Source organism: Psychrobacter sp. ANT_WB68, from assembly GCF_008369115.1.
Classification (GTDB): domain Bacteria; phylum Pseudomonadota; class Gammaproteobacteria; order Pseudomonadales; family Moraxellaceae; genus Psychrobacter.
Window position 1 is genome coordinate 280152 of the sequence record NZ_VOAZ01000001.1, and the last position, 14401, is coordinate 294552.

A 14401-nucleotide genomic window follows, 5' to 3' on the forward strand; every position below is an offset into this window, starting at 1 on the left:
TGCTCACAAAGTAGGTTATAGCAAAGTGATTTTTCACAAAGCGATAGTAATACGTGTCTATATAAAACTTCAGAATTCACATTTAACTTAGGGTTCACACTTGAAATTGATAAGAGTAATCTAAATTAAAAGCTTGTTAACTAACATGAGTGCTTTGTTAAAGATTTAACGAAGCTATCATTTTCCAGAAATGATATAGCCTTATTAGAAACTACATGGTTTTAAAGAGTAATACTTTAAATGTAAGGCTGTTTTAAAGCATGTTTGGAAGTTTTAAAAGTCATGACCGCTTAAAGGGCATCTTAACAATAAGATATTAGATAAAAAATCTCTAGCGAAAATTGCTGCCCAATCAGCTTGTTAACGTCTTACTTTATTGTCATGACAGCGGCATTATTCAAGGTGTGATGACCGATGAGATGCACTTGGTAACAAAATTATTAACTAAATAGAGGTCTGTAAGGATTGTCAACTGTGGCACTGCGGCAGCAAGATAAAAGTTTCGGCATCCAAACGGCGAATGTCTTATACTAGGGGGCTTAATTTGTAGGCTAAAGCCTTGATAGCGTCGTAATAATACAAGCAGAGCTGCAGTGATTAAACAGCAAAGATGAACCAGTGAGGCAAGTATGAATAGCGTAGAAAAACGGGCAATCCTTGGGGTCGGTGGTATATTTGCCTTGCGGATGATCGGCTTGTTTATGATTGTGCCAGTATTTTCTGTGTATGGTGATAACTATGCCCATGCAACACCGTTTTTAATTGGTTTGGCGGTCGGTATTTATGGACTAGGGCAGGCGATATTTCAGATTCCAATGAGTTTGGCATCGGATAAGTTTCCACGTAAACCGATTATCTTTTTGGGTCTGATATTATTTGCCCTCGGCGGTATCATCGCTGCTAATGCCACCGATATTTATGAGGTGATTATCGGTCGAGCATTGGCAGGTAGTGGCGCGGTTTCTGCGGTATTGATGGCGCTCTTAGCAGACGTGACTCGTGAAGAGATGCGTACCAAAGCGATGGCTACGATGGGTTTGACCATTGCAACCTCCATCATGCTGGCGTTTGCCTTTGGACCTTTATTGGTCGGCTCACTCGGTATCTCAGGGCTATTTTGGCTAACTGCAGGCTTTGCAGTATTGGCAATGCTATTATTATTGTTTGTGCCGACGCCACTACGAGTGCTTAAGCACAATTTGGATAATAAGTCGATTGGTCGGCAGCTATCGGATGTCTTAAAAATTGCCGATTTAAACCGTTTGCATATCGGCATCTTTGCCCTGCATTTAACGATGACCGCCATCTTTGTCATTTTGCCGCATCAGCTTAATGAGGTAATGGGTTTGTCCGTGCGCCAGCAAGGTCTGGTTTATCTGCCTTTATTGTTTATAGGCTTTGCAGTTGCGTTACCCTTTATTATCATCGCTGAAAAGAAACGTAAAATGCGCCAAGTATTCTTGGGCGCGATTGCATTGATGACTGCCGCTTTAGCGTTATTGGCCATTGGTAGTCAGGTCGGTGTGGGTATTATTTTAGGGCTGCTGCTGTATTTTATGGGCTTTAATTTACTTGAAGCGACGATTCCTTCGTGGATATCGAAGCGCGCGCCAGTCGCCAATAAAGCGACGGCAATGGGGCTAAATTCATCCAGCCAGTTTTTCGGCGCTTTTGTTGGTGGGGCGATGGGTGGTTTGCTATTAACCCAATCGAATGTGTTGGCATGGGGCCTCTTGGCCGCCATCATGGCAGCTGCGTTGCTGCTGATTATCCCGATTGCGCAGCCGCCTTATTTATCGAGCACCACTGTGACCATTCCTAAAGATATCAATATTCAAGATTGGTCACGGCAAATGCTGGCGGTAGATGGCGTTGATGAGTTGGTCGTCATGGCAAAAGAGCAGGTCGCTTATTTGAAATTAGATAAAACACAGCTCACAGATTTGTCGCGACAAGAGCTGTCGCATTTAGCCCAAAGCCCCCTAGATATTTAACAGAAAAATGGTTAAAGTGAAGCCATATTACTGCTAGAATTCATACTTTATACTAAAGACTCGATTAAAGCTGGCAATCAAATTATTCATCAGTAAAAGGACGATATTATGCGCGGTGTTAATAAAGTTATCATTATCGGTAACCTCGGTGCAGACCCTGAGGCGCGTCAATTCAATAACGGCGGCAGCGTGACCAATATTTCGGTTGCGACGTCAGAGCAGTGGACAGACAAACAAAGCGGTGAAAAAAGAGAAGCAACGGAATGGCATCGTATCTCATTGTTTAATCGTTTAGGCGAAATCGCGGCGCAGTATCTTCGTAAAGGCAGTAAGGTCTATATCGAAGGCAGCTTGCGTACGCGTAAATATCAAGATCCTAATGGCCAAGACCGTTATATTACCGAGATTCGTGCTGAGCAAATGCAAATGCTAGATGGCGCGACGGGCGGTAGTGGCGACGGCGGTGGTTTTGGTAGCAATAACCAAGGTGGTCAAAGCAATCAAGGTGGCTATGGTAATCAAGGCGGCTTTGGTGGTCAAAATCAAGGTCAATCTAACCAAAGTAATTTCGGTCAGCCAGCCAATAACCAGCAAAGTGGCTATAACCAAGGAGGCGCTGCAGCTTCTCAAGGGATGTCACAAGGCAATAACCAAAACAGCTTTAACAATCAAAATGCGCCAGCGCAGAATCAATTTAATAAGCCAGCTCAAGCACCAGCACAGTCGAAGCCGACAGCGATGCCAGATGGTCCTGTAGATGATGATATTCCGTTCTAAATCATATAAGAAAGACTGTTGATTAAAAAATGAAGAATAAAAAAGAGCCTGTGAATACAGGCTCTTTTTTATGCCATTGGCTTTTATAATTATGAGCAATTGAAAGTATCAATAACTGACAATATTAACGACGGATAAAATAATAAGGTTTAAGCAGTAAGGTTTTATTATAAATAGTCATATAAAGCGAATCTTTAGTTGAAATCGTTGTTTGTTTAATGATGTTTATGATTGCTAGCTTTTTATCATTGACTACCAATCAATACTTGTGATGGATTATATTTTTGTTTATATTACTGCTACTTACAATTTTTGTTATTAATAAGTCATTAGCAATCATGCTATTTGATTTATAACCTTGATATAAAAGTGGAGATTATGATGAACAAAAATAACGTGATTGATTTAAATAACCTAAACGTTGATGAGCTACGCGCCATTACAGAAAATGCCCAGCAACTTATTGCCCAAAAACAACACCAGCGTTTATATGATGCTTATATGCAGTTTGAAAAAATTGCTGAAGAAAGCGATGCTAGCATTGAAGAGATTTTACAAGCAGGTGAGAAACTTGAGAAGAAACGTAGCATTAAATATCGCAATACCAATAATAATGAAGAAACGTGGACAGGTCGCGGACGCAAACCGACTTGGTTGGTAGATGCCCTAGCGGCAGGTCGTAAACTTGAAGATTTTGCTATCTAATAATTTAAAAAAAACTTTATTAATGTCTGATTCTATTTTGCTTTAATGAGTCATTGATAATGATTGCTTAATAAGCAAGCTGATAGATAAAAGTCAGTATCTTTATCGCCAGTATTTTGGTGCAAAGATACTGGCTTTTTTTCTGTCATCTGTATGCCATTGTTTGCTATGATAATGACGTTTTTGTCTTATATAAGAGTTAGGTACCGTGCCCCAAGCATCCACGTCGTCTTATAAGCGTCCCCGCAAGCTCTGGTGGCTATTTGGGTTTATACTATTTGCGCTATTTGCCGTCTTGCAAATGCCGGCGGCATGGGTACTTGAAAAATACGCACCAGATACGCCGTATGTGCAACATGTGTCGGGCAACTTATGGCAAGGGTCCGCGATTTGGCAGCTGCCTTTATCGGCAACGCCGCTAACAGGCGCCGCTGAGTGGTCGTGGCAGCCGTGGCATTTATTATTGGGCAAGTTAGCCGCAGAGGTTGATATCAGCTCAGAGCAGACCCGTTTAAATGGTCAGGTTAAAGTAGGCACCATTTCATGGCAAATTCAGGATATGAGCGGTAAAATTGCTCCTGAAACTTTAACCAGTGTGGTTGATTGGCAGTTGCCCAATACCCCGATTCAGGTTAATAACGTTTCGTTAAAACGTCAGTTTTCTTCTAATGCGGCAGCAAGCGATTCAGGTAGCGGTTCAAATAATAGCTCAGCTACAAAGGCGGCTGGCTTTAGTGAGGCGGACGGTCAGCTGACTTGGGTTGGCGGTGAAGTGGGCTATCCTAGCGGCGGTAAGGTTTTTTATATTACGATGCCAGCGTTGCGTGCCGAGCTCAGTGCTGAGCAAAAGAACAATAAGAACTTGCTGCATGTCAATCTCGTAAATAATCAAGATAAGCGTTTAGGCGATCTGTATATCGATGGCGATAATATGTTGGATGTGAGCTTAACGCAGCGTCTATTAGAAAACATGCCAGAGTATAAAGGGCAGGCACCGCAAGATACGCCTGTGGTTAGCGTCCGGCAGCCGCTGCTCACTGGCTTGGGGGCGCGCTAGATGATGAATGTTGCCGATATCTCCAGCCGTTTAAAACCTATTATTAACACCCTAAATCGCTCTTCAGCATGGTTGCTGTTATTAGCCATTATCTGGTTGTGCTGGACAGCAGCACGATTACTGTGGCTGCTGCTAGCTGCTCCATTAGCACCCGCGTTACCGTTAGCACCTTTACAGAATACGGCGAACTCCAGTACAGATTATAGTGGTTTGTTTGCCATCTTTGCTGACCCTGATCCTATCGCTGCTCCAGTCCAACCGCCACCTAATATCGTATTAAAAGGTGTGCTTATGGCCATACCAGAAAGTCTGTCTTCAGCAATGTTGGACGTCAATGGCGAAGTGAAAAATTACCGTATCGGTGACACCTTAAAAGACAGTGACTATACGCTTGTCGCCGTCGCTTGGAATGAAGTCATTATTGCTGATGCTTATGATAAAGAAATCGTCATCAAAATGCCGGAAGCTATGCCACTTGATCAAAGTGCTATGCTGGCAGGTGCGGTGAGTAATCAGCGTTTGCCAAATAATAGTATATTGCCTAACACACCAGTGCCAGACCAAGTCAATCCTGAGACACAACCAACCGCTGAAACAGGCAGTGAAGGCGAGCCGAAGTCAGCAATCGATGAAGCCGTTACAGAATTGCAATCAAACCCTGCCAGTTATTTAAGTCGCATGGGTGTCATGGCCTCAGGTGAAAGCTATCAGGTCACAGCCGCCATGCCTGCTAAACTGCGTAATCGGTTAGGGCTGGAACCCGGAGATCGAGTTTTGACTGTTAATGGCCAAAGCGTCGGCAGTAATCCTGGGCAAGATGCCAGCGTCTTACAGCAAGTAAAGCAAGCAGGTGAAGCACAAATAGAGGTACAGCGTGGCGATCAAGTCATTACCATTCGTCAGCAGTTTTAGGCAGTACTTTACATTTAAAGCTAACTTTTTAGATATAAGTTTGCTGGCTATTATGATTGGCAAATCGCTAAAAAATATTAAGTAGATATCAAGTTGAGTTCGTATTACGTTCAGCACCCATGAGATATAGCACACACAAAACTCAGCACATCCGCGACATCACTGTAGGTAATTATCAATATGGTCAGTTTTCACAATTTTTCGGTCACGCCTTTACACCATATTTTGCAGCGTTTGATGCGGCTGTGTCGTCCGCTGTGTTTAGCCGTTCCGCTATGGGCAGCAAGTACAGGACTGGTGAGTGCGGAAAGCTGGAAAGTCAATTTACAAGATGCCGATATCAAAGCCTTTATTAATGAAGTGGCGACCATTACCGATCAAAACTTTGTCCTCGATCCGCGCATTAACGGTAATGTGACGGTTATCTCCAACAAGGCATTGTCGCGTGACGAGATTTTTCAGCTGTTTTTAAGTGTTATGCAGGTCAATGGTATTGCCGCTATCGATTCGGGTACGACGATTAAGCTGGTACCCGATAACGTCGCCAAACAATCTGGTGTCGCTGTAGATTTGCGTGGTGATAGTGTTGGTGAGGCATTGGCTACGCGGGTGATTTATTTGACCAATACTCAAGCAGCAGAGGTACTCGGTGTGATTCGACCGCTGATGCCACAGTCTGCTCACGCAGCAGCGGTGCCAGGTGTCAATGCTTTGGTGTTGTCTGATCGCGCTGATAGTTTAAATCAGCTTACAGCGCTTATCCGCGACTTAGACAGTAATGTGAATGATAGTTTACAAGTGATACCGCTACGCCATGTCGATGCTGAACGTATGATGGAGCTGATTAGCGCCTTGGTAGCAAGCGCGGGTAGCGGGCAAGCACAAGGTGGCAGCAATCAGTTGAAAGTCATCGCCGATACGTCTAGCGATAGACTATTGGTCAAAGGCAGTCCTGAGATGATTGCCAAAGTCACAGAAATGGTCAATCAGCTCGATACCACGCCCACGAGACGCTTGAGTGGTTTGCGCGTTTTTCGCTTAAAATATGCCAGTGCAGGTCATATCGCAGAGATGCTGCGCGGCTTACTTGCCAGTCAATCCATTAATAGCTCTGGTGCGACTTCAACCTTAGAATCAGCCTCTTTAAACGATGCCAGTAGTACAGGCTCAACACTCAACAGTGGCGCTATTGCCAGTAATGGTAATACTGGCAATAGCGGTGCCGCCGCTTTATCCACTACCGGCTCTAGTGGCACAGGTACCGGTATTGGTGGTCGACCTTTTAGTATTATCGCCGATGAAACCCAAAATGCCGTCATTGTTAATGCAGCGCCTGAGCTGATGTTTGAGATTGAAGATGCCGTTAATCAGTTGGATAGCCGCCGCGCGCAGGTATTGATTCAAGCGGCGATTGTTGAGGTATCAGGCGATGATGCGACTCAGCTTGGCGTACAATGGGCGCTAGGTAATGCCAATAGTGGTTATGGCGTCGTCAACTTTAATAACGTTGGCGCGAGTGCGGTTTCGCTTGCTGCAGCAGCTTTGTCGGGTGGTGCAGGTATCAGTGCGGCCGCAGGGTCGATTGCAGGTGCTTTGATTGGAATAGGGGATAGTAAGAAAGACAGCCAAGGTAATACTCAGTTTTATGGTGCTATTTTACAAGCACTTGATTCATCGACCAGTGCCAATCTGTTGTCGATGCCCTCGATTCTGACTTTGGATAATGAAAAAGCGAGCATTTTAGTCGGTCAAAATGTGCCTTTTGTCACTGGCTCTTATACCACGGGCGGTGATTCTTCGACCAACCCCTTCCAGACCATTGAACGTAAAGATATTGGCATCAATTTAAATGTCATTCCGCATATTGGTGACAATGGCACTGTGCGTTTGGAGGTTTCGCAAGAAGTATCGTCGGTGGTACCAGGCAGCGCCGGCAATGCCAGCGGACTTATTACCAATAAAAGCCTGATTAATACCACTATTTTAGCTGATGATCAGCAGACCATTGCCTTAGGTGGTTTGATGCGCGATAACACCACTACCCGTCAACAAAAAGTACCCGGTTTGGGGAATGTGCCATTGCTTGGTCGACTTTTCCGCTCTGACAATGACACGACTCAAAAGAGTAACTTAATCATATTTTTACAACCGACTATCTTACGCGATGGCGGTGCAGTGGCCAGTGTGACCGAGCGCAAATACAATCAGATGCGCGTCCTACAGCTGGTCATCGATAAAAACGGCACGATTAAACAGTTACCGCTCAGTGGTACAGAAGGCTGGAATGGCAATGTCGGTGCAGACTATGAATTAATGCCGCTTAACCCGTTGGTTCCTAAGCGTGATCAAACGCCAAAAACTACTTCTCAAGGTTTTACCAAAGTAGAGAGCCCTAGCAGCAGCGGTATCACGACTTATCCTTTAAATCGCTAAAAGCGAATGATTGACAAGTTTTAAGATACTGCCCTAAGCGGCAATTCTTAAGCTAATATTCTATAACACTCATACTTAACTGTACGGCACGACAGTCATGCCGTGCATTATCTTGCGTATTCATAACACAGATACACACAGCATGCTCTTGATGCGCGTATAATGCATTTGAATATAATAACATATTGCTTTTATTAGTAATTTTTATAGCTTTTGTTCTAAGTGCAGTACGTAAATACAATGCATCAATTCGGTATGCTTAAGCACATTGCTCTTTAAAGTGTTTAGGTGGTCTTTAACCAAGGTGTAAAGTTTTCTGGTGAAAATAATGAGTAATCCTAATAATAACAATAAAAAGAAATGGCTTACCTTGGGTGCCATTAGTATGGCGCTCTTGCTTATCCCGCGCCGTAGTAGTCAAAAGGCGGATAGAAAACTATCGGATAACGCTGAAAATAAAGTTGATAATAAACTGACTAAAAAAGAGGAATCAGCGCTAGAATAGAGGTTGCAATTAATAATAATGGCTTCATTACTGATAAAAAATACGATTGAAAAAATGCTCTAACTATTATTAAACTTGGAGTTTATTGATGATTGCGACTGGCGCATCATTTAACGCTAATGAAGAATTACCTACCACCTTTCCTTTAATTGATACTCATACTCATTTTGATGCACCAGTATTTGATATTGATAGAGATGAGCAACTACAAAGAGCTTATCAGCAAGGGGTACGTCATCTGGTATTGGTAGGGTATTTACAGCGACATTTTGAGCGCATGTATGATACCGAGCGCTTCATCAACAAGCAGTATCCGTCTCTTGCAGCACAGTCAGATGCACAGAAAAAGTCATACTTGACCGCGCATATTGCCCTAGGTTTACATCCTTTTTATATCGAGCAGCATACTGAGGCACATCTAGAAAGTATGGCACAAATGCTGGATAAAAAGCGTCCATTGGCTATCGGTGAAATTGGTTTGGATACTTTTACTGAGGAAATGAAGCAGCCTGAAATGTTTGCAAAACAACAGTATTTTTTTAATGCTCAATTAGATATGGCGGTTCATCACAAGTTACCGGTGATGCTGCATATCCGCAAAGCGCACGCTGATGCATTGGCGTTATTAAAAGCGCATGACTATGATGCGCATAAGCTTGGTGGTATTGCCCATAGTTTTAGTGGTGGTGAGCAAGAGGCGAAAGCATTTGTTAAATTGGGTTTTAAGCTTGGGGTGACGGGTCAAGTGACCAATCCAAATGCGAAGAAGTTACGCCGCGCTATTCAAGCGGCTGTTGATAGTTATGGTATTAATTGTTTGGTGATTGAGACGGACTGTCCAGATATGACACCCATTATGTGTCAGGAATCGGGTAGTAGTCAGTCGGCGCTTGGACAAAGCCCAGATAATGAGTGGGGCGATGCGCCCGCTCATAATAGAAATGTTCCTGCCAATCTGCCATGGGTATTACAGAGTTTAAGTGAATTACTCGATGTGCCCCTTGCTATTCTGGCTCAGAAATTGTGGCACAACAGTTGCAGTGCTTTGCAAACGGATTGGTATTACCCAACCTAATAACGGCAGAAGCCATTGATTGATAATAAAAAAACCTTTTAATAGAGCTTTAATTTTTTATGACTGAAAAAGTGCAATCACAGCAGAACACAACACAACCAAATATTCTAGATAACCTAGACAGCATCGCCATTAATGAGCACCAACGTGCTTCTGAGGCAAACATGACTGACGATTCGTCCGAGCAGTATGAGCGTCGTTTTAAAGGCACTCAGACTCTATATGGTACATCTGCCGTTGATACCTTTGCCGCAGCGCATGTCTATGTGATTGGTGTTGGGGGGGTGGGTTCTTGGGCAGCAGAAGCGCTCGCTCGCACAGCAGTTGGCACTATTACTCTGATTGATTTGGATGTGTTAGTCGCTTCTAACGTCAATCGTCAGCTACCGGCGTTAGACAGCACTTTTGGGCAAAGTAAAATTGCAGCAATGGCGACACGTATCCGTGAGATCAATCCAAAAGTCATGCTACATTTGATTGATGATTTTTTGACCCCTGAAAACGTCGCTGAATTATTGCCCAGTCGCGAGCAAGCAAAAGCAGCGGCACAAAACAATCCGATTGTGATTTTAGATTGTGTCGATGACATGAATGCCAAGCTTGCGATTTCATTACATTGTCGCTTTAACAAGTTAAAGTTGGTTTGTGCTGGCGGGGCGGGCGGTAAAATAGATCCAAGCCATATTAAGGTAAGTGATTTACGCGACAGTTATCAAGATCCGTTATTGGCTAAATTACGCAATAAATTGCGTCATGAAAAAGGCATCAATAGTGCGCTAAAAGAAAAGTTTGGCATCAAGTGTGTTTACTCGACAGAGCCACCACGCGTTGATAAAAGCTGTCAAACAGGCGGTTTGCACTGCGGCGGTTATGGCTCAGCGGTAGTCGTTACCTCAGTAGTCGCGATGTTGATGGTAAGCGAGGCATTACAATTATTGCTTAAGCAGGCGGCGGTTAAGCCAAGTGTCTGATACGAATTAATGGAGTCCATTTTGTCTACATCCAACGTGCCAAAAAACGATTATCCCATCGCAACAGATGAAGTTGAGCGTATCAATAAGCTTAAAAAATATCAGGTGCTAAATACTAATCAAGAACCTGCTTTTGCGCGCTTAACGCAGCTTGCGAAGCTATTTTTTAATATGCCTGTAGTTGCCATTACCTTTATGGACCAAGAAACCCAATATTTAAAATCGGGTCATGGGCTAGGTGGTGTCTGTACGACGGTGCGCAAAGTGGCTATTTGTAATTATACCGTGTTATCAAATGAGGTTTTTGTGGTATCGGATTTAGCAGAAGATAGTCGTTTTAGCCAAAATCCATTGATTACAGAGCCACCTTATCTGCGTTTTTACGCTGGGGCGCCAATCATTATGCATGAAGGAGATAAAACCTACCGTTTAGGCTCTATGATTTTGATGGACATGCAACCGCATCATGACTTTAGTAATGAGCAAGCAAAAATATTAACGCAGTTCGCTATGATGGCCGCCGATGCTTTGCAGCTACAAGATCAACAACGTCAAGCTAAGCATGCTAATGAGATGAAATCAGAGTTTTTAGCCAACATGAGCCACGAGATCCGCACACCGATGAATGGTATTATTGGTATGGTGGAGATGTTAGGCGAAACCAAGCTGAGCGCTGAACAGCAAGAGTATGTCGATAATATCAAAGTCTCAAATGAGCATTTGCTGGCGATTATTAATGGCATTTTAGACTTATCAAAAGTTGAATCGGGCAAAATGACTATTGATTCTATTCCGATGAACTTATCGAGTCTTTGCAATGAAGTGGTGAGCTTGTTTGCAGTCAAAGCTCGCCAGCGTGGTTTAATTTTAGACTACCATTACACTGAGTCATTATCGCCTTACGTCAAAGGCGACCCCGTACGGCTGAAGCAAATCATGGTCAATCTGGTCAATAATGCCATCAAATTTACCCGCGAAGGCGGTCGAGTGACGATTGACGTTAAGCACATGGAAAATAACCCTTGTGAGGATAAACAGGGTGAGCACAACTCTAAGTATCATGAAGAAGGTTGTTTAGACAGTCATGTAGAGCAGGCTTTTCATTACGATACCTATGCTGGCGGCCTGGTTAATCATCAAGACATGACGCTTTGTATTGAAGTCACAGATACGGGTGTCGGCATCAAGCCTGAATCATTGGAAGCGATATTTGACGCTTATGATCAAGCCAATACCTATACGCATCGCCTTTATGGCGGTACGGGACTTGGTTTGTCTGTTTGTAAGTCGTTGGTGGAGCTGATGGGCGGCTATATTGAAGTGGATAGCGTTGTCGGTATCGGTACGACATTTACCGTGTTACTGCCGTTGCCGACTATTGACGAGGTAGGTTACGAGACATGGCAAGACGAAAACGACTTTACCATGACAGCGCCGAGCCATGAGCTTGCCGGTCATATTCTATTGGTTGAAGATGACAGCGTGAATGCCATGATTGCTAAAAAAGCACTTAATAATAGCGGTCATACGGTCACTCATGTCACTGATGGGCAACAAGCGATTGAGATTTTTGCTTTAAATCCTGAGCTCTATGATATCATTTTGATGGACCACCATATGCCCATTATGGATGGCGTACAGGCAACCATTAAGCTGCATGAGCTTTATGATCCGCAAGTGCTGCCACCTATCATTGCCTTGACCGCCAATGCGATGGATGGCGAGCGCAAGAAATACCTCGATGTCGGTATGCAGGATTATTGCACCAAGCCCTTTAAACAAGAACAGCTTAATGCTTTGGTGCAATATTGGCTAATGCATAAGCAATCGATGGAAGAATAATGTTTAAGGATAGTGCACTCTAAGAAAGAGCAGACGTTAAAATATTCAGCATTAAAAAAGCTTAACCGCTAATAAGTGGTTAAGCTTTTTTTATCTTTAATAAAACAGGTAAAGTGTAAAAACACTTAGCTAACGCGCGTTTGGTAATCACCGGTACGCGTATCAACACGAACAACTTCACCTTGCTGAACAAATAATGGCACACGTACCACAGCGCCGGTCTCTAGCGTGGCAGGCTTACCGCCGCCGCCTGACGTATCACCGCGGACACCAGGATCGGTTTCGGTGATTTGTAATTCAACAAAGTTAGGCGGTGTTACAGATAATGGCACACCATTAAATAAGGTAATAGTACAAAGGGCGTTACTGTTGTCTTTTAGCCATTTTGTCGCATCACCAATCGCGGTTTTGTCAGCTTGTAACTGCTCAAAACTCTCAGGATGCATAAAGTGCCAAAACTCACCATCGTTATAAAGATAGTTCATTTCAGTATCGATGACATCCGCCGCTTCCAAGCTCTCGCCCGATTTAAACGTTTGCTCCAATACCTTGCCGCTACGAAGGTTACGCAGCTTAACGCGGTTAAAAGCTTGGCCCTTACCAGGTTTGACGAACTCGTTTTCAAGAATGGCACAAGGGTTGCCATCGAGCATGACTTTGAGACCAGCTTTAAATTCGTTAGTAGAAAAACTTGCCACGGAAGACTCCTAAGGGTTGTAAGTATTGTCATCAATAATTGGATGTGGGGTTTAAGCCTTGCTGTGCTAAAACCGCTTATAATGCTTAGTGTTGTATGAATAGTTCGGACGCTTTGATAGCGGACGCACTAAGAGCGTATAATATCGGCTTTTGGGCACAGGTATAAGGTTGTCATGATAAACCATTTAATCACACAAAAAAACTGGCAAACGCAATTATCCGAATCGATAACCTCTATTGATGAGCTGCTTGGGCTTTTAAAGCTGGATTCACTGCGCTCAGAGGTCTATATACCTGAGCACTTTGAGCTGCGTGTACCGCGCGCTTTTGTGGCAAAAATGACGGTCAGTGACAGTCAGGATCCTTTGCTCAAACAAGTATTGCCCAATAAAAAAGAGCAAATCGCTGTGACTGGTTACGTGGCAGATCCCTTAAGCGAGAATACGCAAAATCCAGTTAAAGGTTTATTGCATAAATATCAGTCAAGGGTATTGTTAACGATTACGGGTGCCTGTGCGATTCATTGTCGTTACTGCTTTCGCCAGCATTTCGATTATAGCGCCAATATGCCAACCGCCGATGCCAAAGCACACATTATCAACTATATCAGCGCTCATCCTGAAATCAATGAGGTGATTTTGAGCGGCGGCGACCCATTAAATGTCACCAACAGGCGCTTATTTGCTTGGCTAGATACCTTAGAAGCGATTCCACAGCTGACCACCATCAGGTTGCATACCCGCTTACCATTGGTGATTCCAGCGCGCCTAGATGATGCCTTATTGGATAGATTGTCGCAGAGCCGCTGCCAAATTGTCATGGTGATTCATTGTAATCATGCCAATGAGATTGATGAACTGACCGCCGAATATTTGCAGCGTGCGCGTGCGGCTGGCGTCACCTTATTAAACCAAGCGGTACTATTAAAGGATATCAATGATAGCGTGGCGGTACAAACGGCACTTAATCAACGCTTGTTTGCGGCCGGCGTGCTGCCTTATTATCTGCATGTATTAGACAAAGTGGCAGGCGCGGCCCATTTTGATCGTGATGAGCGCGCGGCCATTACGCTTTATTGGGCGTTACTCGCGGCATTGCCTGGTTACTTGGTGCCAAAATTGGTCAGAGAGTTGCCAAATAAACCTTTTAAGGTGCCGATTGATATTTACAATCATGCCTAAAATGGGCAATATGGTGGATTACTATTTTGGTGAACAAATAACGATTAAAATCGTTGTTGGTGAAAGGCCGTTAATAAGAAATGATTAAAAAAGCTAAATCGTCAAATGTTATCAAAACCGCAGCAATAAAAAATCGTAAATAGGTCAGTTAGTCGTCATGTCTAAAGGTGGTGTTACTTGTGGACCTAAATCTTGAAAACAGCTATAGACATCAGACATTTATTGATAGCTTGCGTAATTACTAAGGATA

12 protein-coding genes are annotated in these 14401 nt (G+C 43.6%); 11 read left to right on the forward strand and 1 reads right to left on the reverse strand.

Annotation, left to right across the window (positions count from 1 at the left end):
- Positions 1 to 629: 629 nt before the first annotated feature.
- The 10 genes from FQ084_RS01215 to FQ084_RS01255 all read left to right on the forward strand — a co-directional run bounded on the left by FQ084_RS01215 (position 630) and on the right by FQ084_RS01255 (position 12271).
- The gene (locus tag FQ084_RS01215; protein WP_149488824.1) at positions 630 to 1994 is read left to right on the forward strand and encodes an MFS transporter; all 1365 of its coding nucleotides are present in this window, start codon (positions 630 to 632) and stop codon (positions 1992 to 1994) included.
- A 108-nt stretch (positions 1995 to 2102) separates the two neighbouring features.
- Positions 2103 to 2771 carry a single-stranded DNA-binding protein gene (gene ssb, locus FQ084_RS01220; protein WP_149488825.1) on the forward strand — a complete coding sequence of 223 codons (669 nt, stop codon included), beginning with the start codon at positions 2103 to 2105 and terminating at the stop codon, positions 2769 to 2771.
- Positions 2772 to 3149: 378 nt separating this feature from the next.
- Complete coding sequence (locus tag FQ084_RS01225; RefSeq protein ID WP_262880613.1) at positions 3150 to 3476, forward strand: H-NS histone family protein; 327 nt, start codon at positions 3150 to 3152, stop codon at positions 3474 to 3476.
- 208 nt (positions 3477 to 3684) lie between these two features.
- Positions 3685 to 4533 carry a type II secretion system protein N gene (gspN, locus tag FQ084_RS01230; RefSeq protein WP_149488826.1) on the forward strand — a complete coding sequence of 283 codons (849 nt, stop codon included), beginning with the start codon at positions 3685 to 3687 and terminating at the stop codon, positions 4531 to 4533.
- Positions 4534 to 5445, forward strand: a complete 912-nt coding sequence (locus tag FQ084_RS01235) for a type II secretion system protein N (RefSeq protein ID WP_262880614.1) — start codon at positions 4534 to 4536, stop codon at positions 5443 to 5445.
- Positions 5446 to 5625: 180 nt separating this feature from the next.
- Complete coding sequence (gene gspD, locus FQ084_RS01240; protein ID WP_149488827.1) at positions 5626 to 7878, forward strand: type II secretion system secretin GspD; 2253 nt, start codon at positions 5626 to 5628, stop codon at positions 7876 to 7878.
- Positions 7879 to 8206: 328 nt separating this feature from the next.
- The gene (locus FQ084_RS13175) at positions 8207 to 8383 is read left to right on the forward strand and encodes a hypothetical protein (protein ID WP_188032869.1); all 177 of its coding nucleotides are present in this window, start codon (positions 8207 to 8209) and stop codon (positions 8381 to 8383) included.
- A gap of 88 nt (positions 8384 to 8471) precedes the next feature.
- Positions 8472 to 9458, forward strand: a complete 987-nt coding sequence (locus FQ084_RS01245) for a TatD family hydrolase (RefSeq protein WP_149488828.1) — start codon at positions 8472 to 8474, stop codon at positions 9456 to 9458.
- 164 nt (positions 9459 to 9622) lie between these two features.
- Complete coding sequence (locus tag FQ084_RS01250) at positions 9623 to 10429, forward strand: ThiF family adenylyltransferase (RefSeq protein ID WP_262880660.1); 807 nt, start codon at positions 9623 to 9625, stop codon at positions 10427 to 10429.
- Between the two features lie 21 nt (positions 10430 to 10450).
- Complete coding sequence (locus FQ084_RS01255; RefSeq protein WP_262880615.1) at positions 10451 to 12271, forward strand: GAF domain-containing hybrid sensor histidine kinase/response regulator; 1821 nt, start codon at positions 10451 to 10453, stop codon at positions 12269 to 12271.
- Positions 12272 to 12396: 125 nt separating this feature from the next.
- Here the strand turns inward: FQ084_RS01255 and efp are convergent, their stop codons facing one another.
- Complete coding sequence (gene efp / locus FQ084_RS01260; protein ID WP_149488831.1) at positions 12397 to 12969, reverse strand: elongation factor P; 573 nt, start codon at positions 12967 to 12969, stop codon at positions 12397 to 12399.
- Between the two features lie 174 nt (positions 12970 to 13143).
- On the opposite strand from efp, the gene epmB reads away from it, so the two are divergent.
- Complete coding sequence (epmB, locus tag FQ084_RS01265) at positions 13144 to 14151, forward strand: EF-P beta-lysylation protein EpmB (RefSeq protein WP_149488832.1); 1008 nt, start codon at positions 13144 to 13146, stop codon at positions 14149 to 14151.
- Positions 14152 to 14401: the final 250 nt, after the last annotated feature.